Raw genomic sequence first — 22534 nt, 5'->3', positions numbered from 1 at the left:
TTTTCATGAAGGTAAATATCGATACCAGCGATATGCTGTATGCCGAAGCATGGCGTGATTTTAAAGGTACGGACTGGAAAGAAGAAATTAATGTCCGTGATTTTATTCAGCATAACTATACGCCCTATGAGGGGGATGAATCTTTTCTCGCCGACGCGACGCCAGCGACCACGGCGCTGTGGGAAAAGGTGATGGCGGGAATACGTATCGAGAACGCGACCCATGCGCCGGTGGATTTCGATACCAACATCGCGACGACGATTACCGCGCACGATGCGGGGTATATTGAAAAAGAGCTGGAAAAAATCGTCGGTTTACAAACGGATAAGCCGCTTAAACGCGCTTTGCATCCGTTTGGCGGTGTTAACATGATCAAAAGTTCATTCCACGCCTATGGCCGCGAAATGGACGCCGATTTTGAATATACCTTTACCGACCTGCGGAAAACCCATAATCAGGGCGTATTCGATGTTTACTCGCCGGATATGCTGCGCTGCCGTAAATCCGGCGTATTAACCGGTTTGCCGGATGGTTATGGTCGCGGGCGCATTATTGGCGATTATCGTCGCGTCGCGCTGTATGGCATCCGTTATCTGGTACGCGAACGCGAGCTGCAATTCGCCGACCTGCAGTCGAATCTGGAGCAGGGACAGAATCTTGAGGCGACGATTCGCCTGCGTGAGGAGTTGGCGGAGCACCGTCGCGCGCTGCTGCAAATGCAGGAGATGGCGGCGAAATACGGCTATGATATCTCCCGCCCGGCGCGGAACGCGCAGGAAGCGGTACAGTGGCTCTACTTCGCCTACCTGGCAGCGGTAAAATCGCAAAATGGCGGTGCAATGTCGCTGGGAAGAACCGCGTCGTTCCTTGATATCTACATTGAGCGCGATTTCAACGCGGGCCTTCTGACAGAGCAGCAGGCGCAGGAGCTGATCGACCATTTCATCATGAAGATCCGCATGGTGCGCTTCCTGCGCACGCCGGAATTTGATTCGCTCTTTTCCGGCGATCCGATCTGGGCCACCGAAGTTATTGGAGGGATGGGGCTCGATGGCCGCACTCTGGTGACGAAAAACTCCTTCCGTTATCTGCATACCCTGCACACGATGGGACCAGCGCCGGAGCCGAACCTGACCATACTGTGGTCAGAAGCGTTGCCGGTGGCATTCAAGAAATATGCTGCGCAGGTCTCCATCGTGACCTCATCTTTGCAGTATGAAAACGACGATTTAATGCGTACCGACTTTAACAGCGACGATTACGCCATCGCTTGTTGCGTCAGCCCGATGGTCATCGGTAAGCAGATGCAGTTCTTCGGCGCGCGCGCCAACCTTGCCAAAACGTTGCTGTACGCTATCAATGGCGGCGTTGATGAGAAACTGAAAATCCAGGTCGGGCCGAAAACCGCGCCATTAATGGATGAGGTGCTGGATTACGACGCGGTAATGGAGAGCCTCGACCACTTTATGGACTGGCTGGCGGTGCAGTACATTAGCGCGCTGAACATCATTCACTACATGCACGATAAGTACAGCTATGAAGCTTCGCTGATGGCGCTGCACGACCGTGATGTGTATCGGACGATGGCGTGCGGCATCGCCGGACTGTCGGTGGCGGCGGATTCCCTGTCCGCCATCAGGTACGCTCAGGTGAAGCCGATTCGCGACGAAAATGGCCTTGCCATCGACTTTGCTATTGAAGGCGAGTATCCGCAGTACGGCAACAACGATGAGCGCGTGGACAGCATCGCCTGCGACCTGGTGAAACGCTTTATGCAAAAAATTAGCGTGTTGCCGACGTATCGCAATGCGGTGCCGACGCAGTCCATTTTGACCATCACCTCGAACGTCGTGTACGGGCAGAAGACCGGCAATACGCCGGATGGACGCCGCGCCGGAACGCCGTTCGCGCCGGGGGCGAACCCGATGCATGGTCGTGACCGCAAAGGGGCAGTGGCCTCGCTGACGTCGGTGGCGAAACTGCCGTTTACCTACGCCAAAGACGGTATTTCGTACACCTTCTCGATTGTGCCTGCGGCGCTCGGGAAAGAAGATGCGGTGCGGAAAACCAATCTTGTCGGCCTGCTGGACGGCTATTTCCATCATGAAGCACAGGTAGAAGGCGGGCAGCATCTGAACGTCAATGTCATGAACCGTGAAATGTTGCTGGATGCGATTGAACATCCGGAAAACTACCCGAACCTGACGATCCGCGTTTCCGGCTATGCCGTGCGCTTCAATGCGCTGACGCGTGAGCAGCAACAGGACGTTATTTCGCGCACCTTTACTCAGGCGATGTAACGTGAACGGGGCGATCGTGTGGATCGCCCCGCGACGGATCTTCACTGAACGGTAATCTTAGGGGGAGATATGATTAGCGCATTTGATATTTTTAAGATTGGCATTGGACCTTCAAGCTCCCATACCGTAGGGCCAATGAATGCAGGAAAATGTTTTATCGATCGGCTGATCGACAGCGGCGACCTGCCGCGAACGACGCGCATCACGGTTGATCTTTACGGATCGCTATCGCTGACGGGCAAAGGCCACGCGACCGATACCGCCATCATTATGGGCCTGGCGGGCAATACGCCGCAGGATGTCAATATTGATAGCATTCCGGCGTTTATCCAGGAGGTTGCCCGCAGCAGCCGTTTATCGGTGGCGGGTGGCGCGCATGTGGTGGATTTTCCCGTCGCCGACAGTATTCTCTTTCACGCTGAAACCCTGGCGCGCCATGAAAACGGTATGCGTATTACCGCCTGGAACGGACAAGCGCCGCTTTTACACAAAACGTATTACTCTATTGGCGGCGGCTTTATTGTCGAAGAGGAGCGTTTTGGTCAGTCGCACGACGTAGAAAAATCGGTGCCGTATGATTTTCATTCCGCCAGCGAACTGTTGACGCTGTGTGAAAGACAGGGCTCTCGGTTTCCGGCCTGATGATGCAAAATGAACTGGCGTTGCGGAGCAAAGAGCAGATTGACGCTGGCTTTGCCCGCATCTGGCAGGTGATGGCGACCGGAATTGAACGTGGCATGAATACTGAGGGCGTGCTGCCGGGGCCGCTGAACGTTCCACGCCGCGCGGTAGCGTTACGGCGTCTGCTGGTCTCCAGCGATAATCTCTCCCGCGATCCGATGAACGTCATTGACTGGATTAACATGTTCGCCCTGGCCGTGAGCGAAGAGAACGCGGCGGGCGGGCGAGTGGTCACCGCGCCGACCAACGGCGCGTGCGGCATTATTCCCGCGGTGCTGGCCTATTACGACAAATTCCGTCGCCCGGTCAATGCCAACTCTATCGCCCGCTATCTGCTGTCGTCGGGGGCGATTGGCATGCTGTACAAGATGAACGCCTCGATATCCGGCGCGGAAGTGGGGTGTCAGGGTGAGGTTGGCGTCGCGTGTTCGATGGCGGCGGCGGGGCTGACAGAACTGCTGGGCGGCAGCCCTGCGCAGGTCTGTATTGCGGCGGAAATTGCGATGGAGCATAACCTTGGCCTCACCTGTGACCCGGTGGCGGGTCAGGTACAAATCCCTTGTATTGAACGTAATGCGATTAACGCCGTTAAAGCGGTGAATGCGGCGCGAATGGCGCTACGCCGTACCTCTGAGCCGCGGGTTTCGCTCGATAAAGTGATCGAAACCATGTACGAAACGGGTAAAGACATGAACGACAAATATCGCGAGACGTCGCGCGGCGGTCTGGCGATTAAAGTCGTTTGTGGATAGGCCCGACAGGCGCAGCGTGAGCAGGCTATGGGATAACGCAGAAGACAGAAGCTGAGAAAAGGGCGCACCAACGTGCGCCCTTTTTTGTTGTGATACGCGTCAAATAGAGAAAATAACAATATTAAATAAATAGTAAATAGTAAATAGTAAATAGTAAATAGTAAATAGTAAATAGAAAATAATTCTTAACCCACAAGAAATGCAGGCGTTTTATTGGTAAGTTTTTCTCTTATCGTGCGCGTATGATTTTCTTATTACAAGAAAGTACCTGCACCTCACGTTCTGCATATCGCCTTGCTGCGGCACGAAAAATAAAAAAACCTCTACCTACACATTGAGCGAGAATTTTATGGAATCGGCTAGTAATACCAGCGTAATCCTCGACGCATCAGCCCCGGCGCGTCGGGCAGGGATGACAGAAAGCGAATGGCGTGAAGCCATCAAATTTGATAGTACCGACACCGGTTGGGTCATTATGAGTATCGGGATGGCGATCGGCGCAGGGATCGTTTTTCTTCCTGTCCAGGTTGGCCTGATGGGACTTTGGGTCTTTTTACTCTCTTCTATTATTGGCTATCCGGCCATGTACCTGTTCCAGCGGCTGTTTATTAATACGCTGGCGGAATCCCCGGAATGTAAAGACTACCCCAGCGTGATCAGCGGCTATCTGGGCAAAAACTGGGGTATTTTATTAGGCGCGCTGTACTTTGTAATGCTCGTCATCTGGATGTTCGTCTATTCTACGGCAATTACTAACGACAGCGCCTCTTATCTGCATACTTTCGGCGTAACGGAAGGATTACTTTCCGATAGTCCGTTTTATGGTCTGGTGCTGATCTGCATCCTGGTGGCGATTTCCTCACGCGGTGAAAAATTACTGTTCAAAATCTCCACCGGCATGGTGCTGACCAAGCTACTGGTAGTGGCGGCGCTGGGCGTCTCTATGGTGGGTATGTGGCATCTGTATAACATTGGCGCGCTGCCGCCGATGGCCCTGCTGATTAAAAACGCCATTATTACCCTGCCATTTACGCTGACCTCGATTTTATTTATCCAGACGTTAAGCCCAATGGTGATCTCTTACCGTTCACGCGAAAAATCTATTGAGGTCGCACGCCATAAAGCGCTGCGTGCCATGAATATTGCGTTTGGCATCCTGTTCGTTACCGTATTTTTCTATGCGGTTTCCTTCACCCTGGCGATGGGGCATGACGAAGCGGTGAAAGCCTACGAGCAGAATATTTCCGCCCTGGCGATCGCCGCGCAATTTATTAGCGGCGATGGCGCAGGCTGGGTCAAAGTGGTTAGCGTAATTCTGAACATCTTTGCCGTCATGACCGCCTTCTTTGGCGTTTATTTAGGATTCCGCGAAGCGACGCAAGGCATTGTGATGAATATCCTGCGCCGTAAAATGCCCGCCGAGAAGATTAAGGAAAATCTGGTACAGCGCGGCATTATGATTTTCGCTATTTTGCTGGCCTAGAGCGCCATTGTGCTCAATGCGCCGGTACTGAGCTTCACCTCTATTTGTAGCCCTATCTTCGGTATGGTGGGCTGTTTAATTCCGGCATGGTTGGTCTACAAGGTTCCCGCATTGCACAAATATAAAGGCGCTTCGTTGTACCTGATTATTATTACCGGTCTGCTGCTATGCGTTTCTCCGTTCCTGGCATTCTCTTGATATACCTGAGATTAAGGTTGTTGTTATGTTTGAATCTAAAATAAATCCATTGTGGCAAAGTTTTATCCTGGCCGTACAGGAAGAAGTAAAACCGGCTCTGGGGTGTACTGAGCCAATTTCACTGGCGCTGGCGGCAGCGGCGGCGGCGGCTGAACTTGACGGCACAGTTGAACGCATTGACGCGTGGGTTTCGCCTAATCTGATGAAAAATGGTATGGGTGTTACCGTTCCAGGAACGGGAATGGTAGGGCTACCGATCGCCGCGGCGTTGGGCGCGTTGGGCGGTGATGCGAAAGCCGGGTTGGAGGTGTTAAAAGACGCTTCCGCTAAAGCCGTTGCCGATGCAAAAGCGATGCTGGCCGCTGGACATGTCGCGGTGATGTTGCAGGAGCCATGTAACGATATCCTGTTTTCACGGGCGAAAGTGTATAGCGGCGATAGCTGGGCATGTGTCACGATCGTCGGCGATCATACAAATATTGTGCGGATAGAAACCAACAAGGGTGTGGTATTTACCCAGGCCGATAATGCGCAGGAAGAAGAAAAAAACTCGCCACTGGGAGTGCTGTCTCATACCTCGCTGGAAGAGATCCTGGCGTTTGTGAATGCGGTGCCCTTTGACGCTATTCGCTTTATTCTCGATGCGGCCAGGCTAAACGGCGCGTTGTCGCAGGAGGGACTGCGTGGTTCCTGGGGGCTGCATATCGGTTCGACGCTGGCCAAACAGTGCGATCGCGGTCTGCTGGCGAAAGATCTCTCCACGGCGATTTTGATCCGTACCAGCGCGGCGTCAGACGCCAGAATGGGCGGCGCCACGTTGCCCGCGATGAGCAACTCCGGTTCTGGCAACCAGGGGATTACCGCCACGGTGCCAGTCATGGTGGTTGCTGAACATGTCGGCGCCGATGACGAGCGCCTGGCGCGCGCGCTAATGTTATCGCATTTGAGCGCTATCTATATTCACCATCAGCTTCCGCGTTTGTCGGCTCTGTGCGCGGCAACCACGGCGGCGATGGGCGCGGCGGCGGGTATGGCGTGGCTGATAGATGGTCGTTACGACACTATCGCAATGGCTATCAGCAGTATGATTGGTGATGTCAGCGGGATGATTTGCGATGGCGCGTCGAATAGCTGCGCGATGAAAGTCTCTACCAGCGCGTCGGCGGCGTGGAAAGCCGTACTGATGGCGTTGGACGATACGGCGGTGACCGGAAACGAAGGGATTGTGGCGCACAATGTCGAACAATCTATTGCGAATTTGTGTTCGCTGGCGTGTCGCTCAATGCAGCAGACAGACAAGCAGATCATCGAGATTATGGCCAGTAAAGCGCATTAATAATAACGCCCCGGCATGACGTTGGGGCAGCGTGTTGCCCGATGGCGCTGCGCTTATGGGGTCTACCCGTTATCAGCCGGATCGGGCGCTTGCGCCGCCATCCGGCATGATTTCAGGCTGCGGCCTCTTCTTCTGCCAGCCGGGCTTCGGCGTCCGCCACGATGGCTTCCAGTTCGGTTAGCATCTCTTCATAGCCCAGCGGCACAGTGGCGCTCATCGTCTCCTGTACGGCAGGTTTTACCACGGGCTGACGTTTCTTCGCCGATTTTTTGCTCATCTTGCGACTCCTTTTCTGGCTGGCTACACCGGTAAATCTACCAGTAATGCGCGCAGCGGCGTATCGGCAACCAGCGTAATGTTAGGTTCATCACGAATAAATGCGCCATCTCCGCAGGTTAACGCCTCGCGTTCTTCGTTGTGCGTCATCGCGTGGAACGTACCGTGAATCGACTGCAAATAGGCGCGCGGCCCGTGAAGCTGGAAGTTAAGCGATTCGCCTTTCTCCAGCGTAATATGATGTACCCAGACCTGTTGGCGCAGTTGTAAGCTGTTTTGCTCACCGTCGGGCGAGGCAAGAAGCTGTTGTTGCGCCGTCGAGAGTGGGATTTTTTGTACCAGCGCGTTTTCCCGTTCAGGACAGGCGTCAAGCCACAGTTGCATTCGGGTTAACGGCTTAACTTTGCTGAGATTATGTTCGCTGTAGCTAATGCCCGGCTGCGCGGCGAGCAGCAACGCTTCGCCCGCTTTAGCCTGTACATGGTTGCCGTCGCTGTCGCGGTATTCCGCTTCGCCGTCCAGAATCAGGTTTAAAATATCCACCTTTGGATAAGTTCGAGGCTGAAAAGAGGCGCCCGGCGCCAGCACTTCCTGGTTCAGTACGCGCAACGACGCGTAGCCCAGCAGTGTAGGGTCGAAATAGTGTCCAAAGGAGAAGGTATAGCGGGCCTGTAGCCATCCGTAGTCTGCCTGTCCACATTGTTTGGCGGTTCGGGTCGTAATCATCGTTATTAACCTCTCTTTACTTCCTTTTATGTTAAGGGGCTGGACGCTGCATTGTTAGCCAGATATTCTGCCCGGTATGTTCAAATTTCCTGAATGAGAACGTTATGGCTAAAGAGAGAGCGCTGACGCTTGAAGCATTGCGTGTGATGGACGCCATTGACCGCCGGGGCAGTTTTGCCGCAGCGGCTGATGAGTTGGGGCGGGTGCCCTCCGCGCTGAGTTACACCATGCAGAAGCTGGAAGAAGAGTTGGACGTTGTACTGTTCGATCGCTCCGGCCATCGTACAAAATTCACCAACGTCGGACGTATGCTGCTGGAACGCGGGCGGGTATTGCTGGAAGCGGCAGACAAGTTAACGACGGATGCTGAAGCGTTGGCCCGCGGTTGGGAAACGCATCTGACGCTGGTCACTGAAGCTCTGGTACCGACGCCTGCTTTTTTTCCGCTGATCGACCGGCTGGCCGCTAAAGCCAATACGCAGCTTTCATTGATTACCGAAGTACTGGCTGGCGCATGGGAGCGGCTTGAGCAGGGACGGGCGGATATCGTTATCGCCCCGGATATGCATTTTCGATCGTCGTCGGAAATTAACTCCCGTAAGTTGTATTCGTTAATGAATGTGTATGTCGCCGCGCCTGACCACCCTATTCATCAGGAGCCGGAGCCGCTTTCGGAAGTGACGCGGGTTAAATACCGCGGCGTAGCGGTAGCGGATACCGCGCGCGAGCGGCCGGTATTAACGGTGCAACTGCTGGATAAGCAGCCACGTCTGACGGTAAGCACGATTGAAGATAAACGTCAGGCGCTGCTGGCCGGGCTTGGCGTCGCGACTATGCCATATTCGATGGTGGAACAGGATATTGCCGAAGGGCGGCTACGCGTGGTCAGCCCGGAATCGACCAGCGAAATCGATATTATTATGGCCTGGCGGCGCGACAGTATGGGGGAGGCAAAAGCCTGGTGCCTGCGGGAAATACCTAAGCTATTCGCCGGAAAATAAATAGCGCGCGGCTCTTTAAAAGCGGCGCCGCGCCGCCATCAGGAAAAACGTTTCGGATCGGGGCCGAAGCGGTTGTCGCCCGGCGTACCATTCTGGCAGTTGAACGCGATGATGATAAGCCAGCCGATAATGGGGATAAGTAGCAACAGTAGCCACCATGCGGAGCGGTCAGTGTCATGCAGACGACGGAACTGCACGGCCCACCACGGTAAAAAGATCAGAACGCCGTAAATGGTGGTCAGAACGCCTTCACCCCCGGCGCGTTGCCAGCCAAGCATGGCGTCCAGCAGGCCCAACACAAAGGTAAAGATGATATTGACCAGAATAAACATCCAGTACTCTTTGCGTCGCGCGCGGCCGCCAAATCCCAGATAATTTTTTAAAACCTTTAAATACCAATCCATTTTCGCCTCAATAATGGTTCAATCACTTGTTTTTAAAGTAATCAAACTAAGAATAGCCGCGAATGAAATGTTGGTAAATATTTGTGGTATTTATTAATAAGGCGTCCCGGAGGACGCCTGAAATTAGCCAAAGCGTACGTCGCGCCCGTGAGGTTCGAGCAGATCCTGCCACGGTCCGATGGAAATGATACCCGTGGGGTTAATCGTTTTATGGCTACGGAAATAGTGGTGACGAATATGGTCAAGATTAACGGTTTCAGCAATGCCCGGTATTTGATAGATATCGCGCAGGAAACCGTACAGATTCAGGTAGTCGCTGATTCGGTATTTGTCGCATTTGAAATGAGTCACGTAAACCGGATCAAAGCGTACCAGGGTCGTCCATAAGCGGATATCCGCCTCGGTCAACTGGTCGCCCGTCAGATAGCGGTGCTGTCCGAGAATCTGCTCCAGGCGCGCCAGCGCAGTAAACACCTTTTCTACCGCTTCATCATACGCTTGCTGGCTGGTGGCGAAGCCTGCTTTATAAACGCCGTTATTAACGTTGTCATAAATCCAGCCGTTTAACTCGTCAATTTTGCTTTGCAGCGCGGGGGGATAGTAATCCCCGGCTTTAGCGCCCAGCCCATCGAAGGCGGAGTTAAACATACGAATGATTTCGGCGGACTCGTTGCTGACGATAGTATGATTTTTTTTATCCCATAAGACCGGTACGGTGACGCGGCCGCTGTAGTGTGGATCGGCGTGCAGATACAACTGGTAGAGAAATTCATGCTGATAGAGGGTATCGCCGGTGGCCGCCGGAAAAGTATCATCAAACGTCCAGCCGTTTTCCAGCATCAATGGATTCACGACGGAAACCGGAATAAACGGCTCCAGACCTTTCAGTTTACGGAAAATGAGCGTGCGATGCGCCCAGGGGCAGGCAAGGGAAACGTACAGATGGTAACGATCTTTTTCTGCGGCGAATCCGCCTTCGCCGGAAGGTCCGGGCGCGCCGTCAGCGGTAAGCCAGTTGCGGAAAGCCGACGCTGAACGCTGAAATTTCCCCCCGGAAGATTTGGTGTCATACCAGGTGTCGTGCCAGACGCCATCGATCAGTTGTCCCATGTCTCTCTCCTTCAGATGACAAAAGCGAGGCGCTATTCCCTCGCTTTTTTAATTGAGTATAGATTGCTTACCACTTTTTATTCAGCAGACGGTCAAGGCTGAACGCGCCAGGCCCGGTTAACGCCAGTAATAAGAATCCGCCGGCAATGGTCAGGTTTTTCATAAACATCAGCGAGTTTACACCTTCTGCAAAATTGCTATGGAAGATCAATGCCGTCAGCAACGTAAAACCAGCGGTAAAAAGCGCAGTGGTGCGGGTGAGGAATCCCAGCATAATCGCCAGACCGCCGCCGAACTCAAGCAGTATGGTGAAGCGGCAGCAGGAATCCTGGTACGCCCATCGCTTCCATATACTGCTGTGTGCCCGCATAGCCGCTAATTTTTCCCCATCCTGCGGTAATAAACAGAACTGGCATTAAAATACGCGCTATCAGTACACCAACATCTTCTAATTTTTTCATTTTATTCTCCAGGGGGCCGATTCGGCGGCTGCTGCTATTTTCATGAGTAATGACGCGGTTTGGCGCGTCATTGTTATCGCTGGAGAGAATCATAAACGTGGCATACAGAAATTGTTAGCAAGGAAAATTGCCAAATTTTTTCAAAAAATTTGAGTGATTGGTAAAGAGACTATATGCATAAAAGTATCGCGCCACCAGGTGTAATCGGGTGATAACCTGATGGCGCGATGCTATAAAAGAAAAGATATTAACCGCGGAGCTGTTGTTGACGGAGGGTAGTTTTTACCAGGCGCCAGGCGCTCCAGATACCCAGGCCGCGTTTCGCCCAGCGTACCAACATATTAGGATGACGGATGGTCCAGATGGCCATTACGCTGCTACCGACCAGCGCCCAGGAGCGCAGGCTTAACACCGTATTCCAGCCGCGATCGTACGCGCCGGTGGTCTCCAGCCAGTCGCGACGGCTGGCGGACAGATCCAGCCGTTGCTGCTGGATCTGACTGAGAAGCAGCGCTTTACGTTTTTCGCGTTCGCCTTTGCTGCTCACGACTGATCGTCCTCCAGAATTTGCCGATCGTTAGCCAGTTCGTGCCGCGTATGGCGCAATAGCGTGGACTGACGCGCTTTGCGCAAAGTCCAGATGCCGCCGATTAGCGCAAGCACTAACAGCACAACAGTGGTAGCGATCATCGCGTTCAAACGGTACTGAGGATCGATAGCCCAGATGACCAGAACCATCAGGCTCATTAAGCCAAACGCCGCGAAGAGCATGGTAAGACCTACCATCAGCAAAAGCTGAAAGAGGTTCGCCTTCTCTTCTTCCAGTTCTACTACCGCCAGTCGCAGCCGGGTTTCCACCATCTCAACGATAATGGTGACAATCCGCTGCACGATACCCAGTACGCTTTTGCCTGGTCCTTGTGCCTGTCGAGAGTCCGCCATAATTAACGACGCGTCAGCAGTACGCCCAACACCAGACCGACAGCGGCGCCAATGCCTACGCCTGTCCAGGGATTTTCGCGCACATAATCATCGGCGCGGGCGGCGGCGACGCGAGTCTGTTTGGCAATCACATCACCCGTTTCGCCCAGGCGGTAACGGCTCTTTTTCAGCGCGCGCTCGGCTTTGCTACGAATCTTACTCAACTCTTCTTTCGACTTTTCGCCCGAAGAGCTCAGCACTTCTTCAAGCGTATCGGTCAGGGATTTCAACTCAGCGCGCAGATGTTCCGTAGTGTTATCTTTCGACATAGTTTTCTCCAGGTGAGTGAGTATTTACATTCGGCGTTAATTTAGTAGTCTCTGGCCTCAAGTTTTTTTAGCTCATCCTGAGCCTCGGCCAGCTTACGTTCACGTTTGTCTATTTTATCCGCATCGCCTTTTGCTTTTGCCTCGGCTAAATCACGTTGGCGTTCGGCTACCTCTTCTTTTTGCTCAGCGATCTTTTTCTGATGCTCGGCGCGCAGCTTGCTGTCAGTACAATTGGCGCGTACTTCGCTGAGCGCCTTGTTCAGACCCTCAATACGGCGCTGATTGTTGTGCTTTTCAGCGTAGCTAATTTCCTTTTGTATATCCTGCTCTTTTTCCTGACAAAGCGAATTAGCGTAGCTACCGGCGCTAAGTGTAAAAAGCGTGATAGCCAAAGCGATGCGGTATTTCATTCCTGAACTTTCCCTTATGTTCGGACCCGTTGTCCGGGGCGGTGATCCCGATAATAACGCGGTGGGTTAAACACCGCTTTATTAATCATAGTCATTAAACAATGAAATCACCAAAGTGAGTGATATGATTCGGATTCCTGGAGATTAGCCAAAGCGGTGTGAGCTTTCCCGTAAGCGGGACAGCCACTGTACCGTTTCGTTGTCATCGTCCTGCTGAGCGACGACATAACCGTGTGGTAACGTTTGATCAAGCACTGTTTTTGCTGCGGCGCTTTGCGCAGGGGAATCGAAGGTAATGAGCAACATGTCATTTTTAGGCGTAATGCTTTTAAAATGAATGCCGTTCGCATCCAGATGATGCAGAACTGAGAAGCCGTCTGGCATACTGGCGCCCTGGTTAACCGCGCGAATGGCCAGCGTCGACTCTTGCTGACGCAGCGTTGACCACGTCATCATGAGTATGGTCAGCATCAGTAGAAAAGCGCTGATCCAAATGAGTTGTCGGGCAGTTATGCGTGGTTTAAGCATAAGTTATCCCCGGCTCCCATACTTCTTTTTCCACAGCATGACCAGTGAACCCGCCAGGCCAAAAAAGAGCAGCACCACGGGCAGCAGCATCAGGCATGACATTAACTGATCTTCATATTTCATAAAGACGGGCGTTTTGCCCAGCAGATAGCCCAGCGACGTCAGGATAAGCACCCACAACAAGCCGCTCATCCAGTTGAAGAACTGAAAGCGCGCGTTATTCAGGCCGGATATGCCGGCAATGGTGGGCAGCAGTGTTCTGACAAACGCGATAAAACGGCCTATCAATAATGCCGACAGGCCGTGTTTATGGAAAAGGTGATGGGCGCGTTGATGATAATGTGCGGGGAGATGAGAGAGCCAGTTTTGCACGGTGCGGGTATTCCCCAGCCAGCGGCCCTGAATATAGCTCACCCAGCAACCCAGGCTGGCCGCGACGGTAAGCAGCAAAATGGTTTGTGGAAAACCCATCGCGCCTTTGGCGATCAGCACGCCGACCAGGATCAACAGGCTGTCGCCAGGCAAAAAGGCGGCAGGGAGCAGCCCATTTTCCAGAAACAAAATCATAAATAACACAAAATATAACATGCCAATCATGGAAGGATTGGCCAGTGTTTCAAAGTCCTGAGCCCACAGGGCATTCAGCAATTGAGTCAGTAGTTCCATTCAGTATTCCTGGAGAATCGGTTAACGTCACGCCGGTGATCTGAGGTTTGCACTGCCGCAACAGAGTTGGAGTTTTTATCAGCGTTGCGGAAACGGCAAATTCGCGGCCTGAACTATTCCTTGTTAAATTGTGAAGTAAGCAAGCACTAACACACAAAAATTCAAAATGCATCTAATTGTAACAAAGGTCAACGAAGTCCGTTATAGAAATTACGCGTCGTTGAGCTTTGATTTTGCTTATCGCAAGGGAGGGTGGCGAGAGGATTTACACAGGCTGACACTTTATACTTTACGCTGACCGAGCGCCGTGGCAGACGCCATCTACATATAACGTTACGCGAGGATGTTGCGCGTGAACATCAATTCGCTTTCCATCACAGCCTATGGATTGGGAGATTCAGATCTATCGTTACGCCGGATGGCATACGCCATCCGGCATCGATAATCACTTAGCTACGCAAGGCGTTATTCGCCAGACGTTCGTCCTCTGCCTGGCAGGCTGCCGCAGTGAACAGAGCATCGGTAGACGAGTTCAGCGCCGTTTCACACGAATCCTGCAATACGCCGATAATAAAGCCGACCGCTACTACCTGCATCGCGATATCGTTCGGGATGCCAAACATGTTGCACGCCAGCGGGATCAGCAGCAATGAACCGCCTGCCACGCCGGAGGCGCCGCAAGCACACAGCGAGGCCACCACGCTCAGCAGCAGCGCTGTAGGCAGATCCACCGGGACGCCTAACGTATGGACTGCCGCCAACGTCAGAACCGTAATGGTAATTGCCGCGCCGGCCATATTGATAGTGGCGCCCAGCGGAATGGAAACGGAGTAAGTATCCCTGTCCAGATTCAGCTTTTCGCACAGCGCCATATTCACTGGAATATTGGCGGCAGAGCTGCGGGTAAAGAAGGCATAAACGCCGCTTTCACGCAGGCAGGCGAACACCAGCGGATAAGGGTTGCGACGAATTTTCCAGAATACCAACAGCGGGTTGACCACCAGCGCGACCAGCAGCATACAGCCAATCAAGACGACCAGCAGGTGCGCATAACCCCACAGGGTAGAGAAGCCGGTGGTTGCAAGCGTTGATGAAACCAGACCAAAAATACCGACTGGCGCGAAACGGATCACCAGTTTCACCATAAAGGTCACGGCGTTAGACATATCGTTCACGAGGTTTTTGGTGGTTTCATTGCCATGACGCAGGGCAAATCCCAGACCGACGGCCCACACCAGAATCCCGATATAGTTAGCGTTCAGCAGCGCGTCGATGGGGTTCGACACCATGCTCATCAGCAGACCGCGCAAGACTTCTACAATGCCGGACGGCGGCACGATATCCTGGGCGCTACTGGACAGATGCAGCGTTGAAGGGAAGGCGAAGCTGAACACAACGGCCGCCAGCGCGGCTGAAAAGGTGCCTAGCAGGTAAAGAAAGAGAATAGGGCGAATATTGGTTTTTTGGCCGTGCTGGTGGTTGGCGATCGAGGCCATTACCAGCATCAGCACCAGAACGGGGGCGACCGCTTTTAAGGCGCCGACGAACAGGGTGCCAAGCAAGCCAACCGCTTCTGCCGCAGGCTTAGAAATCCATGCCAGTAAAATCCCCAGTACCAGACCCACTAAAATTTGTTTAACCAGACTGCCTTGCGCTAAACGCTGCAGTAGCCCTGATGCTCGTTGCGTAGCCATTTCATGTTCCTTGTATTGTGTTGCTGGTCATCCCCTGCACGCTCTTACGGCGCATCTTTCAGGATGTAACAAAGTGTTTGCCTGGTTGAGTATAAGGAAAGTTGAAGGTTCGGGAAGCGAAATATCCTGGATTTTTTGCTGTGATCATGTTTTATAACTTTATATTAACAGTATTGTGACATGTTAAACAAAAACGCCCGGCAGGTGTGCGCTGCCGGGCGTTTTTGATGGGGCAGGTTTACCCCGATAAAAGATTATTGCGCTCGTAGTTTCTTATCGCGCTGATGGTTAACCCAGGCGTTAATCACCAGCGTAATGGTCAGAATGCCAAACACTACGCCCAGCGAAATCGCGATAGGAATATGGTAGAAGTCGACGATCAGCATCTTAATGCCGATAAAGACCAGAATGACCGCCAGACCATATTTCAGCATCGAGAAGCGTTCCGCCACGCCGGACAGCAGGAAGTACATCGCGCGCAGTCCTAAGATGGCAAACAGGTTAGAGGTCAGTACGATGAACGGGTCGGTGGTGACCGCAAAGATCGCCGGAATACTGTCAACGGCGAAGATCACATCGCTGAACTCAACCATAATCAGCACCAGCAGCAGCGGCGTGGCATACAGCAGGCCGTTTTTACGTACGAAAAAGTGCTCGTTCTCGATCGTATCGGTCATGCGCAGATGCCCGCGCAGCCAACGCACCATCGGTTTTTCGCCAATGCCGGATTCATCTTCCTTCGCCAGCGCCATTTTTACGCCGGTAAACAGCAGGAAGGCGCCGAACACATACAGCAGCCATTCGAACTGAGTGATAAGCCAGGTACCGGCGAAAATCATGATAGTACGCAACACGATCGCGCCAAGAACCCCATACACCAGCACCCGGCGTTGCAGAGCCGGAGGGACGGAGAAATAGCTAAACAGCATCAGCCAGACAAAGACGTTATCTACGGCCAGCGACTTCTCAATCAGATAGCCGGTAAGGAACGCCAATGCCTGCGGGTCAGCAACTTCGCGCCCTTGCGTTTCAGCCAGATACCACCAGAAAGCGGCGTTAAACAGTAGCGAGAGCGTTACCCACAGGATTGACCATCCTGCCGCTTGTTTCATCGACATCGCATGTGCGCCACGGCGTCCCTGCAACAACAGGTCGATGGATAGCATTATCACCACAACAACCGCGAATCCACCCCATAATAATGGCGTACCAACAGTATTCATCATTTCTCCCTATGCAAAAAAAAACGGCTAACGCCGAATGGCATTAGCCGTTGCTTTTATGCATAGACCTTGCCATTCGGCAAGGTCTCACTTACAACAATAAAGGAATACGCTGACGCATTCCTTTATGGCTGCCCGGTGACCGGATGTGGTTTTGCACACATCGTAATGACGATCGACCGGCAATGAAGTTACTCCCCTTTGCGCGTAACAAAGTATGACAGGCCACGCGTAGAGTCAATGGCCTGTAACATATGATTTACATAGTTTTACGCAGTAAGGGGGTGAGTCAGATCGTCCGCCGGGAAGATGACCCCGGTTTGACGGCGTATTTCTGTCAGCCATTTTGCCGTGGCGCGACTTAGCGACAACCCCGGATGTTCCACGGCATGGTTTTCAATAAGCTGGGCAAACGCCCCGGCTTCATACAGCATGGTATTAATATGCTGAGGCTGGGTCAGATCCTGCATCAGCGCGCCGCGCGGCGCAAAACACACTTTCTGGCATTCCGACAGCTTTTCAATGACCAGCGATCCCCTCTCGCCCTGAATTTCACTGGCCAGTACCGAGTCGCTGACTTTGGAATGCTGTAGCGTGACGCTAAAATCGCCGTAATCCATAACCACGACGCCGTGTGCATCTACTCCGCTTTCCAATAAATTCGCCGACGCCTGAACGCTGCGCGGCTCGCCCCATAGCGCGATCGCCGACGCCAGACAGTAATACCCGATATCCATAATCGAACCATTGGAGAAGGCCGGATTAAACGTATTCGGATTTTCACCGTTCAGATAGCGCTGATAACGTGAAGACTACTGGCAGTAATTTAGGAATGCTTTGTGCATTCTGCCGATTTTCGGCAACGATTCCCGCAGCAGCAGGAAGTTGGGCAGGCAGGCGGTTTTAAAGGCTTCAAACAGTACCCGCTGATTATCGCGCGCGCAGGCGATAGCGGCATCAACCTCCGCCAGGTTAGAAGCCAGCGGCTTTTCGCACATGACATGTTTTTTATGCTGCAAAAAGCGCTGCGTCTGGGAGAAATGCAGGGAATTCGGGCTGGCGATATAAACCGCCTCAATCGCGTCGCTTTGCGCCATCGCTTCCAGCGAGGTAAACAGATGCTCGACGGGATAATCATTTGCGAAAGACTGCGCCTGTTCAAGACTACGGGAGTAAACGGCGGCGAGCCTGAATTTGCCGGTTTCATGGGCGGCGTCGACAAACTGGCGCGTGATCCAGTTAGTCCCAATTACAGCGAAACGTATCATAAACGTCAGCGGACTCCAGAAAGGGATTTTTCGTCAATGTAGCACGCCTTTCCGCCCTTGCCAGTGCGCTGCGACGCACTCTGGCATTTTACTGGCGAGAAGGGCACCCGTGTGCGCTATCAGCCCCAATAGTGACGCCAGCGCCCAGATATTTAGGCTGACGGTGCAAAATTTTGGCATCCAGCACCGCGCTAACCCGCGCCAGCTTTTCCCGAAGTCGTGTGTAGGTTCCGTGCCTTTTATTCAGATCCGGCGCGTTAACGCCGATAGCGTCTATGCCATATTGTTGCGCCAGCCAGATCGCCCGTTGATTATGGAATGCTTGCGAGATAATCGTAATGCGGCTTTCGCCAAACACTTTCCGGGCGCGAACTACGGAGTCCAGCGTGGAGAATCCGGCATAATCACAAAAAATGGCCGCTTCCGGCACACCTTTCGCTATCAGCGCCTGCTGCATCGCCGAAGGTTCATCGTACTCTTTTTTGCCATTGTCGCCGCTGACTAACAGCCACTTCACTTTACCGGCGTGATACAACGCGGCGGCAGTATTAATCCGCCGGGTAAAATACCGATTGCCGGGTTTAGCGCCTAACACCAGCCCGACGTTGCGGGCGGGAACGGTCTGAATGTCATTCCATGTCAGATGCTGTGAGGCGTTGACGATAAGCCAGTTGGAATAGAAAAGCGCGACGCCTGCTGCGACAAGCAGAAAACACGCCACTGTTAACGCCCGGCGTGTAAAACAGAGGCGGCGGATAAAACGGGCACATTGTGAGAGCATGGTTGTTGCGCGGTTCCGTTGGCGGTGGATAAAAAATACCCTCTACAGATCGTCATCCTTGACGTGGCGGCAGGCAATGAGCGAAATGTGAACGCGCCGATTTTATGCCCACGCCGTTAAAAAGATACGGGGGAAGGGGCATTTTCAGAATTTATTGTGCCGACAGCGCCTGATGCGTCAGCCACAGTCGCGTATCAAACTCCAGTTGATGGTACTGCGGTTCCATATGGCAGCAGAGCTGATAAAACGCTTTGTTATGATCTTTCTCTTTCAGGTGTGCCAGTTCGTGAACCACAATCATCCGTAAGAATGGCTCCGGGGCGTTGCGAAACACGGTGGCGACGCGGATCTCCGCCTTTGCCTTGAGCTTGCCGCCCTGAACGCGCGAGACAGCGGTATGCAGTCCCAGCGCATTTTTCAGCACATGGATCTTGCTGTCATACATCACTTTATTGATGGGCGGCGCATTGCGCAGAAACTGACTTTTCAGTTCCTGAGTATAGTGATATAGCGCTTTGTCAGTAGCGTAATCATGCGCGCCGGGATAACGTTTTTCCAGCACTGCTCCCAGGCGCTGCTCGGCGATTAAGGCGCGCACCTGGGCAAGGAGATGTTCCGGATACCCCTGAAGGTAAGTTAGTGAGGTCATCAAAGCTCCATGTTGCTGATAAAAAGTGTATACTCACGCACCCTTTTCAGGGATAACGCCGCAATTTTACCATTCAGGAGGCCTAATGAGCCACGTAGACGACGGTTTCCGTTCACTGACGCTGAAACGTTTTCCGCAAACGGATGATGTTAACCCGCTTCTGGCGTGGGAGGCGGCCGATGAGTATCTGCTGCAACAGTTGGATGAGACGGAAATTCGCGGCCCGGTGCTGATCCTGAATGATACGTTTGGCGCGCTAAGCTGTGCGCTGGCGGAGCATTCGCCATACAGTATTGGCGATTCGTATTTAAGCGAACTGGGTACGCGAGAGAATTTACGCCATAACGGCATCGCGGAGTCCAGCGTAACGTTTCTCAACAGTACCGCTGACTACCCGCAGGCACCGGGCGTGGTATTGATTAAAGTACCGAAAACACTGGCGTTGCTGGAACAGCAGTTACGCGCTTTGCGTAAGGTCGTTACGGCGCAAACGCGTATTATCGCCGGCGCGAAAGCGCGTGATATTCATACCTCTACGCTGGAACTGTTTGAAAAAGTGCTGGGCCCAACCACGACGACGCTGGCGTGGAAGAAAGCGCGCCTGATTAACTGTACCTTCAGTCATCCGCAACTGGCCGACGCGCCGCAAACGCTAAGCTGGAAACTGGAAGATACAGGCTGGACGATTCACAACCACGCGAATGTGTTTTCTCGTACCGGATTGGATATCGGCGCGCGCTTCTTTATGCAGCATTTGCCGGAAAACCTCGACGGGGAGATTGTCGATCTCGGCTGCGGCAATGGGGTGATTGGCCTGAGCTTACTGGCGAAAAATCCGCAGGCGAACGTAGTATTTGTCGATGAATCGCCGATGGCGGTAGATTCCAGCCGTTTGAATGTAGAAACGAACCTGCCGGAAGCATTCGAACGCTGCGAATTTATGATCAACAACGCGCTCTCCGGCGTGGAGCCGTTCCGTTTTAACGCTGTGTTCTGCAACCCGCCGTTCCACCAGAAACATGCGCTGACGGATAATATCGCTTGGGAGATGTTCCATCATGCCCGCCGCTGCCTGAAAATCAACGGCGAACTGTATATTGTGGCGAACCGCCATCTGGACTATTTCCACAAGCTGAAGAAGATTTTCGGTAATTGCGCGACGATAGCAACCAACAATAAGTTTGTTATTTTGAAAGCGGTGAAGCAGGGACACCGTCGATAAGGCGCTCAAGCGTCATACCGGCCTATAAAACCGGTATGACGGCGTAAGCCCGATAAGCGCAGCGCCATCAGGTAAAGTCGTTAAATCTCCAGCGCCAGTCGGATGCCCTGGGCAATCGCCCGTCGGGCATCCAGCTCCATCGCGACATCGCATCCGCCGATAAGATGTACCGTTTTACCTGCGGCGCGTAACGGGTCCGCCAGCTCGCGGCGAGGTTCCTGTCCGGCGCAGATCACCACATGATCCACTTCCAGCAACTGCGGTTCGCCGCCGATCAAGAGATGTAATCCGTCGTCGTCGATCTTCTGGTAACTGACCGCCGGGATCATCTTCACGCCGCGCGCCAGTAACGTCGCGCGATGGATCCAGCCGGTGGTTTTACCTAACCCTTCGCCCGGCTTGCTGGCTTTGCGTTGCAGCATGACGATTTGCCGTGGACTACGTGCCAGGCGCGGGCCTTCCGGGCGCAGACCGCCTGCCTGTTGCAGGCTGGTATCAATTCCCCATTCCGTACAAAATTCAGCAATATTTTGGCTGGTGGATTCGCCATGCTGGCTCAGATACATGGCCGTGTCAAAACCGATCCCGCCGCAGCCAATGATCGCCACTCGCTTACCAACCGGCGCTTTATCGCGCAATACCTCCAGGTAGGTCAATACTTTTGGATGATCGATACCGTCTATCGGCGGGCGGCGCGGTACTATTCCGCAGGCGAGGATCGCTTCGTCAAACGGCTGAAGATCCTCTGCGTTCACCCGTTGGCTCAGTTTCAGCGTAACGCCAGTAACATCGATCATTCGACGGTAGTAGCGCAGCGTTTCGTAAAACTCCTCTTTACCCGGGATCTGCCTGGCGATAGTAAACTGGCCGCCAATTTCACTCTGGGCGTCAAACAGCGTGACATGATGGCCGCGCGACGCGGCGTTAATCGCGAAAGCCAGCCCCGCCGGGCCTGCGCCGACAACGGCCAGATTCTTTTTGCGTATGGCCGGCGCTATCGGCATGTGGGTTTCGTGACAGGCGCGTGGGTTCACCAGACAGGAGGTCACTTTGCCGATGAAGATCCGATCCAGACAGGCCTGATTACAGCCGATACAGGTGTTGATCTCATCTGCGCGTCCGGATTGCGCTTTAGTCAGGAATTCGGCATCGGCAAGGAAGGGACGCGCCATCGACACCATATCGGCATCGCCGCGCGTCAGGATCGTCTCGGCGACCTGCGGATCGTTAATGCGATTGGTCGCGATCAGCGGAACCGACACATGACCTTTGAGTTTCCGCGTCACCCAGCTAAAGGCGCCACGCGGTACTGGCGTGGCGATGGTCGGGATTCGCGCCTCATGCCAGCCAATGCCGGTATTAATTAGGCTTGCGCCTGCGGCTTCAATGGCTTGCGCCAGTTGTACCGTTTCGTCGAACGTGCCGCCATTTTCCACCAGATCGAGCATCGACAGGCGATAGATAATAATAAAGTCGTTCCCTACCCGCTGGCGTACCGCGCGTACTACCTCAACCGCGAAGCGCATACGGCTGGTATAGTCGCCGCCCCACTCGTCATCGCGATGGTTAGTTCGCCGGGTGAGAAATTCATTAATCAGATAGCCCTCTGATCCCATCACCTCTACGCCGTCGTAGCCTGCTTCCCGCGCCAGTTGCGCGCAATGCGCGAAGTCGTCGATTAACTGCAAGATTTCATCATGCGTCAGTTCATGCGGCATAAAGCGGTTGATTGGCGCCTGAATTGCCGACGGCGCGACCAGGTGCGGCTGATAGCTGTAACGTCCGGTGTGCAGAATTTGCAGCGCGATTTTACCGCCTTGCGCATGTACGGCATCGGTCACCACGCGGTGAGGCGTTAATTGGCTGGCGTCGTTCAGCATCGCGCCGCCGGTCATCACGACCCCGGAGGGAACGGGCGCAATACCGCCGGTGACGATTAACGCTACGCCGTGTCGCGCGCGCTCGGCATAAAATGCCGCCAGGCGCTCGGCGCCATCAGGATGTTCTTCCAGACCCGTGTGCATCGATCCCATCAGCACGCGGTTTCTGAGAGTAGTAAAGCCCAGATCGAGCGGGGCGAACAGCGATGGGTAGCTCATAAGCGTATCCAGTATG

General features: G+C 53.5%; 19 protein-coding genes and 4 pseudogenes. 6 read left to right on the top strand and 17 right to left on the bottom strand.

All coding sequences use genetic code 11. The annotated features are described in order from the left end of the window. Positions 1-5 precede the first annotated feature (5 nt). The 4 genes and pseudogenes from pflB to ACQ29O_RS20100 all read left to right on the top strand — a co-directional run bounded on the left by pflB (position 6) and on the right by ACQ29O_RS20100 (position 6750). The gene (gene pflB, locus ACQ29O_RS20115) at positions 6-2300 is read left to right on the top strand and encodes a formate C-acetyltransferase (protein ID WP_000867321.1); all 2295 of its coding nucleotides are present in this window, start codon (positions 6-8) and stop codon (positions 2298-2300) included. A 69-nt stretch (positions 2301-2369) separates the two neighbouring features. After that, positions 2370-3733: pseudogene (gene tdcG, locus ACQ29O_RS20110) on the top strand (L-serine ammonia-lyase). A 349-nt stretch (positions 3734-4082) separates the two neighbouring features. After that, positions 4083-5414, top strand: a pseudogene (locus ACQ29O_RS20105) (hypothetical protein). A gap of 25 nt (positions 5415-5439) precedes the next feature. Continuing rightward, positions 5440-6750, top strand: coding sequence for a serine dehydratase subunit alpha family protein (locus ACQ29O_RS20100; RefSeq protein ID WP_000463074.1), 1311 nt, complete (start codon positions 5440-5442; stop codon positions 6748-6750). 112 nt (positions 6751-6862) lie between these two features. On the opposite strand, the gene ACQ29O_RS20095 is transcribed toward ACQ29O_RS20100, so the two are convergent. Beyond that, complete coding sequence (locus tag ACQ29O_RS20095) at positions 6863-7027, bottom strand: hypothetical protein (RefSeq protein WP_000039327.1); 165 nt, start codon at positions 7025-7027, stop codon at positions 6863-6865. Positions 7028-7050: 23 nt separating this feature from the next. After that, on the bottom strand, positions 7051-7752 hold the full coding sequence (locus ACQ29O_RS20090) for a pirin family protein (protein WP_000633552.1): 702 nt from the start codon (positions 7750-7752) through the stop codon (positions 7051-7053). A 104-nt stretch (positions 7753-7856) separates the two neighbouring features. Between ACQ29O_RS20090 and yhaJ the strand changes: the two genes are divergently transcribed. After that, positions 7857-8753, top strand: a complete 897-nt coding sequence (gene yhaJ, locus ACQ29O_RS20085) for a DNA-binding transcriptional regulator YhaJ (RefSeq protein ID WP_001041023.1) — start codon at positions 7857-7859, stop codon at positions 8751-8753. Between the two features lie 38 nt (positions 8754-8791). Here yhaJ and ACQ29O_RS20080 read toward each other — a convergent pair whose 3' ends face one another. The 14 genes and pseudogenes from ACQ29O_RS20080 to ACQ29O_RS20015 all read right to left on the bottom strand — a co-directional run bounded on the left by ACQ29O_RS20080 (position 8792) and on the right by ACQ29O_RS20015 (position 19197). Next, the gene (locus ACQ29O_RS20080; RefSeq protein WP_000384139.1) at positions 8792-9157 is read right to left on the bottom strand and encodes a DUF805 domain-containing protein; all 366 of its coding nucleotides are present in this window, start codon (positions 9155-9157) and stop codon (positions 8792-8794) included. Between the two features lie 123 nt (positions 9158-9280). Beyond that, positions 9281-10267, bottom strand: coding sequence for a glutathione S-transferase family protein (locus tag ACQ29O_RS20075; protein WP_000531162.1), 987 nt, complete (start codon positions 10265-10267; stop codon positions 9281-9283). 67 nt (positions 10268-10334) lie between these two features. After that, a pseudogene (locus ACQ29O_RS20070) lies at positions 10335-10728 on the bottom strand (DoxX family protein). 247 nt (positions 10729-10975) lie between these two features. After that, entirely contained in the window at positions 10976-11275 is a 300-nt protein-coding gene (locus tag ACQ29O_RS20065) for a YqjK-like family protein (RefSeq protein ID WP_000095496.1), read from the bottom strand. Beyond that, entirely contained in the window at positions 11272-11670 is a 399-nt protein-coding gene (locus tag ACQ29O_RS20060; RefSeq protein ID WP_020937187.1) for a phage holin family protein, read from the bottom strand. Before ACQ29O_RS20060 ends, ACQ29O_RS20065 begins: the two co-directional genes overlap by 4 nt. Before the next feature lie 2 nt (positions 11671-11672). Beyond that, positions 11673-11978: a DUF883 family protein gene (locus tag ACQ29O_RS20055; RefSeq protein WP_000031222.1), complete on the bottom strand. Its 306-nt coding sequence runs from the start codon at positions 11976-11978 to the stop codon at positions 11673-11675. 41 nt (positions 11979-12019) lie between these two features. Continuing rightward, positions 12020-12388 (bottom strand): DUF1090 domain-containing protein, encoded by a 369-nt coding sequence (locus tag ACQ29O_RS20050; RefSeq protein ID WP_000877297.1) that lies wholly within the window; start codon positions 12386-12388, stop codon positions 12020-12022. A gap of 144 nt (positions 12389-12532) precedes the next feature. Continuing rightward, a complete protein-coding gene (mzrA, locus tag ACQ29O_RS20045) occupies positions 12533-12916 on the bottom strand; it encodes an EnvZ/OmpR regulon moderator MzrA (RefSeq protein ID WP_000917516.1) in 384 nt (127 codons plus the stop codon). Between the two features lie 3 nt (positions 12917-12919). Continuing rightward, on the bottom strand, positions 12920-13582 hold the full coding sequence (gene yqjA / locus ACQ29O_RS20040) for a DedA family general envelope maintenance protein YqjA (protein ID WP_000422141.1): 663 nt from the start codon (positions 13580-13582) through the stop codon (positions 12920-12922). 449 nt (positions 13583-14031) lie between these two features. Then, positions 14032-15276: a serine/threonine transporter SstT gene (gene sstT, locus ACQ29O_RS20035; RefSeq protein ID WP_000235362.1), complete on the bottom strand. Its 1245-nt coding sequence runs from the start codon at positions 15274-15276 to the stop codon at positions 14032-14034. Between the two features lie 254 nt (positions 15277-15530). Next, complete coding sequence (locus ACQ29O_RS20030; protein WP_001098833.1) at positions 15531-16499, bottom strand: TerC family protein; 969 nt, start codon at positions 16497-16499, stop codon at positions 15531-15533. A gap of 269 nt (positions 16500-16768) precedes the next feature. Further along, positions 16769-17767: pseudogene (locus tag ACQ29O_RS20025) on the bottom strand (Gfo/Idh/MocA family protein). 88 nt (positions 17768-17855) lie between these two features. After that, positions 17856-18548 (bottom strand): SanA/YdcF family protein, encoded by a 693-nt coding sequence (locus tag ACQ29O_RS20020; protein ID WP_000951045.1) that lies wholly within the window; start codon positions 18546-18548, stop codon positions 17856-17858. Positions 18549-18699: 151 nt separating this feature from the next. Next, positions 18700-19197: a M48 metallopeptidase family protein gene (locus ACQ29O_RS20015; RefSeq protein WP_000202966.1), complete on the bottom strand. Its 498-nt coding sequence runs from the start codon at positions 19195-19197 to the stop codon at positions 18700-18702. A gap of 85 nt (positions 19198-19282) precedes the next feature. Here ACQ29O_RS20015 and rlmG point away from each other — a divergent pair, with 85 nt between their 5' ends. Continuing rightward, positions 19283-20419, top strand: a complete 1137-nt coding sequence (gene rlmG / locus ACQ29O_RS20010; RefSeq protein ID WP_000019999.1) for a 23S rRNA (guanine(1835)-N(2))-methyltransferase RlmG — start codon at positions 19283-19285, stop codon at positions 20417-20419. Between the two features lie 80 nt (positions 20420-20499). Here rlmG and ACQ29O_RS20005 read toward each other — a convergent pair whose 3' ends face one another. Continuing rightward, the gene (locus ACQ29O_RS20005) at positions 20500-22518 is read right to left on the bottom strand and encodes an NADPH-dependent 2,4-dienoyl-CoA reductase (protein ID WP_000121528.1); all 2019 of its coding nucleotides are present in this window, start codon (positions 22516-22518) and stop codon (positions 20500-20502) included. Positions 22519-22534: the final 16 nt, after the last annotated feature.

It is taken from the genome of Salmonella sp. GDC200615 (genome assembly GCF_050574145.1).
GTDB classification, from domain to species: domain Bacteria; phylum Pseudomonadota; class Gammaproteobacteria; order Enterobacterales; family Enterobacteriaceae; genus Salmonella; species Salmonella enterica.
The sequence above is the reverse complement of the archived record's forward strand: the minus strand, read 5'-3'. Positions and strand labels throughout refer to the sequence as shown.

What these genes read in the sequence shown, in the direction of transcription:
- ACQ29O_RS20020 (WP_000951045.1), bottom strand. Translation starts at nt 18,548, where the DNA reads ATGCTCTCACAATGTGCCCGTTTTATCCGCCGCCTCTGTTTTACACGC.
- ACQ29O_RS20050 (WP_000877297.1), bottom strand. Translation starts at nt 12,388, where the DNA reads ATGAAATACCGCATCGCTTTGGCTATCACGCTTTTTACACTTAGCGCC.
- ACQ29O_RS20080 (WP_000384139.1), bottom strand. Translation starts at nt 9,157, where the DNA reads ATGGATTGGTATTTAAAGGTTTTAAAAAATTATCTGGGATTTGGCGGC.
- ACQ29O_RS20075 (WP_000531162.1), bottom strand. Translation starts at nt 10,267, where the DNA reads ATGGGACAACTGATCGATGGCGTCTGGCACGACACCTGGTATGACACC.
- ACQ29O_RS20090 (WP_000633552.1), bottom strand. Translation starts at nt 7,752, where the DNA reads ATGATTACGACCCGAACCGCCAAACAATGTGGACAGGCAGACTACGGA.
- mzrA (WP_000917516.1), bottom strand. Translation starts at nt 12,916, where the DNA reads ATGCTTAAACCACGCATAACTGCCCGACAACTCATTTGGATCAGCGCT.
- ACQ29O_RS20100 (WP_000463074.1), top strand. Translation starts at nt 5,440, where the DNA reads ATGTTTGAATCTAAAATAAATCCATTGTGGCAAAGTTTTATCCTGGCC.
- ACQ29O_RS20055 (WP_000031222.1), bottom strand. Translation starts at nt 11,978, where the DNA reads ATGTCGAAAGATAACACTACGGAACATCTGCGCGCTGAGTTGAAATCC.
- yhaJ (WP_001041023.1), top strand. Translation starts at nt 7,857, where the DNA reads ATGGCTAAAGAGAGAGCGCTGACGCTTGAAGCATTGCGTGTGATGGAC.
- ACQ29O_RS20030 (WP_001098833.1), bottom strand. Translation starts at nt 16,499, where the DNA reads ATGAATACTGTTGGTACGCCATTATTATGGGGTGGATTCGCGGTTGTT.
- pflB (WP_000867321.1), top strand. Translation starts at nt 6, where the DNA reads ATGAAGGTAAATATCGATACCAGCGATATGCTGTATGCCGAAGCATGG.
- ACQ29O_RS20015 (WP_000202966.1), bottom strand. Translation starts at nt 19,197, where the DNA reads ATGACCTCACTAACTTACCTTCAGGGGTATCCGGAACATCTCCTTGCC.
- ACQ29O_RS20060 (WP_020937187.1), bottom strand. Translation starts at nt 11,670, where the DNA reads ATGGCGGACTCTCGACAGGCACAAGGACCAGGCAAAAGCGTACTGGGT.
- ACQ29O_RS20005 (WP_000121528.1), bottom strand. Translation starts at nt 22,518, where the DNA reads ATGAGCTACCCATCGCTGTTCGCCCCGCTCGATCTGGGCTTTACTACT.
- yqjA (WP_000422141.1), bottom strand. Translation starts at nt 13,582, where the DNA reads ATGGAACTACTGACTCAATTGCTGAATGCCCTGTGGGCTCAGGACTTT.
- ACQ29O_RS20095 (WP_000039327.1), bottom strand. Translation starts at nt 7,027, where the DNA reads ATGAGCAAAAAATCGGCGAAGAAACGTCAGCCCGTGGTAAAACCTGCC.
- rlmG (WP_000019999.1), top strand. Translation starts at nt 19,283, where the DNA reads ATGAGCCACGTAGACGACGGTTTCCGTTCACTGACGCTGAAACGTTTT.
- sstT (WP_000235362.1), bottom strand. Translation starts at nt 15,276, where the DNA reads ATGGCTACGCAACGAGCATCAGGGCTACTGCAGCGTTTAGCGCAAGGC.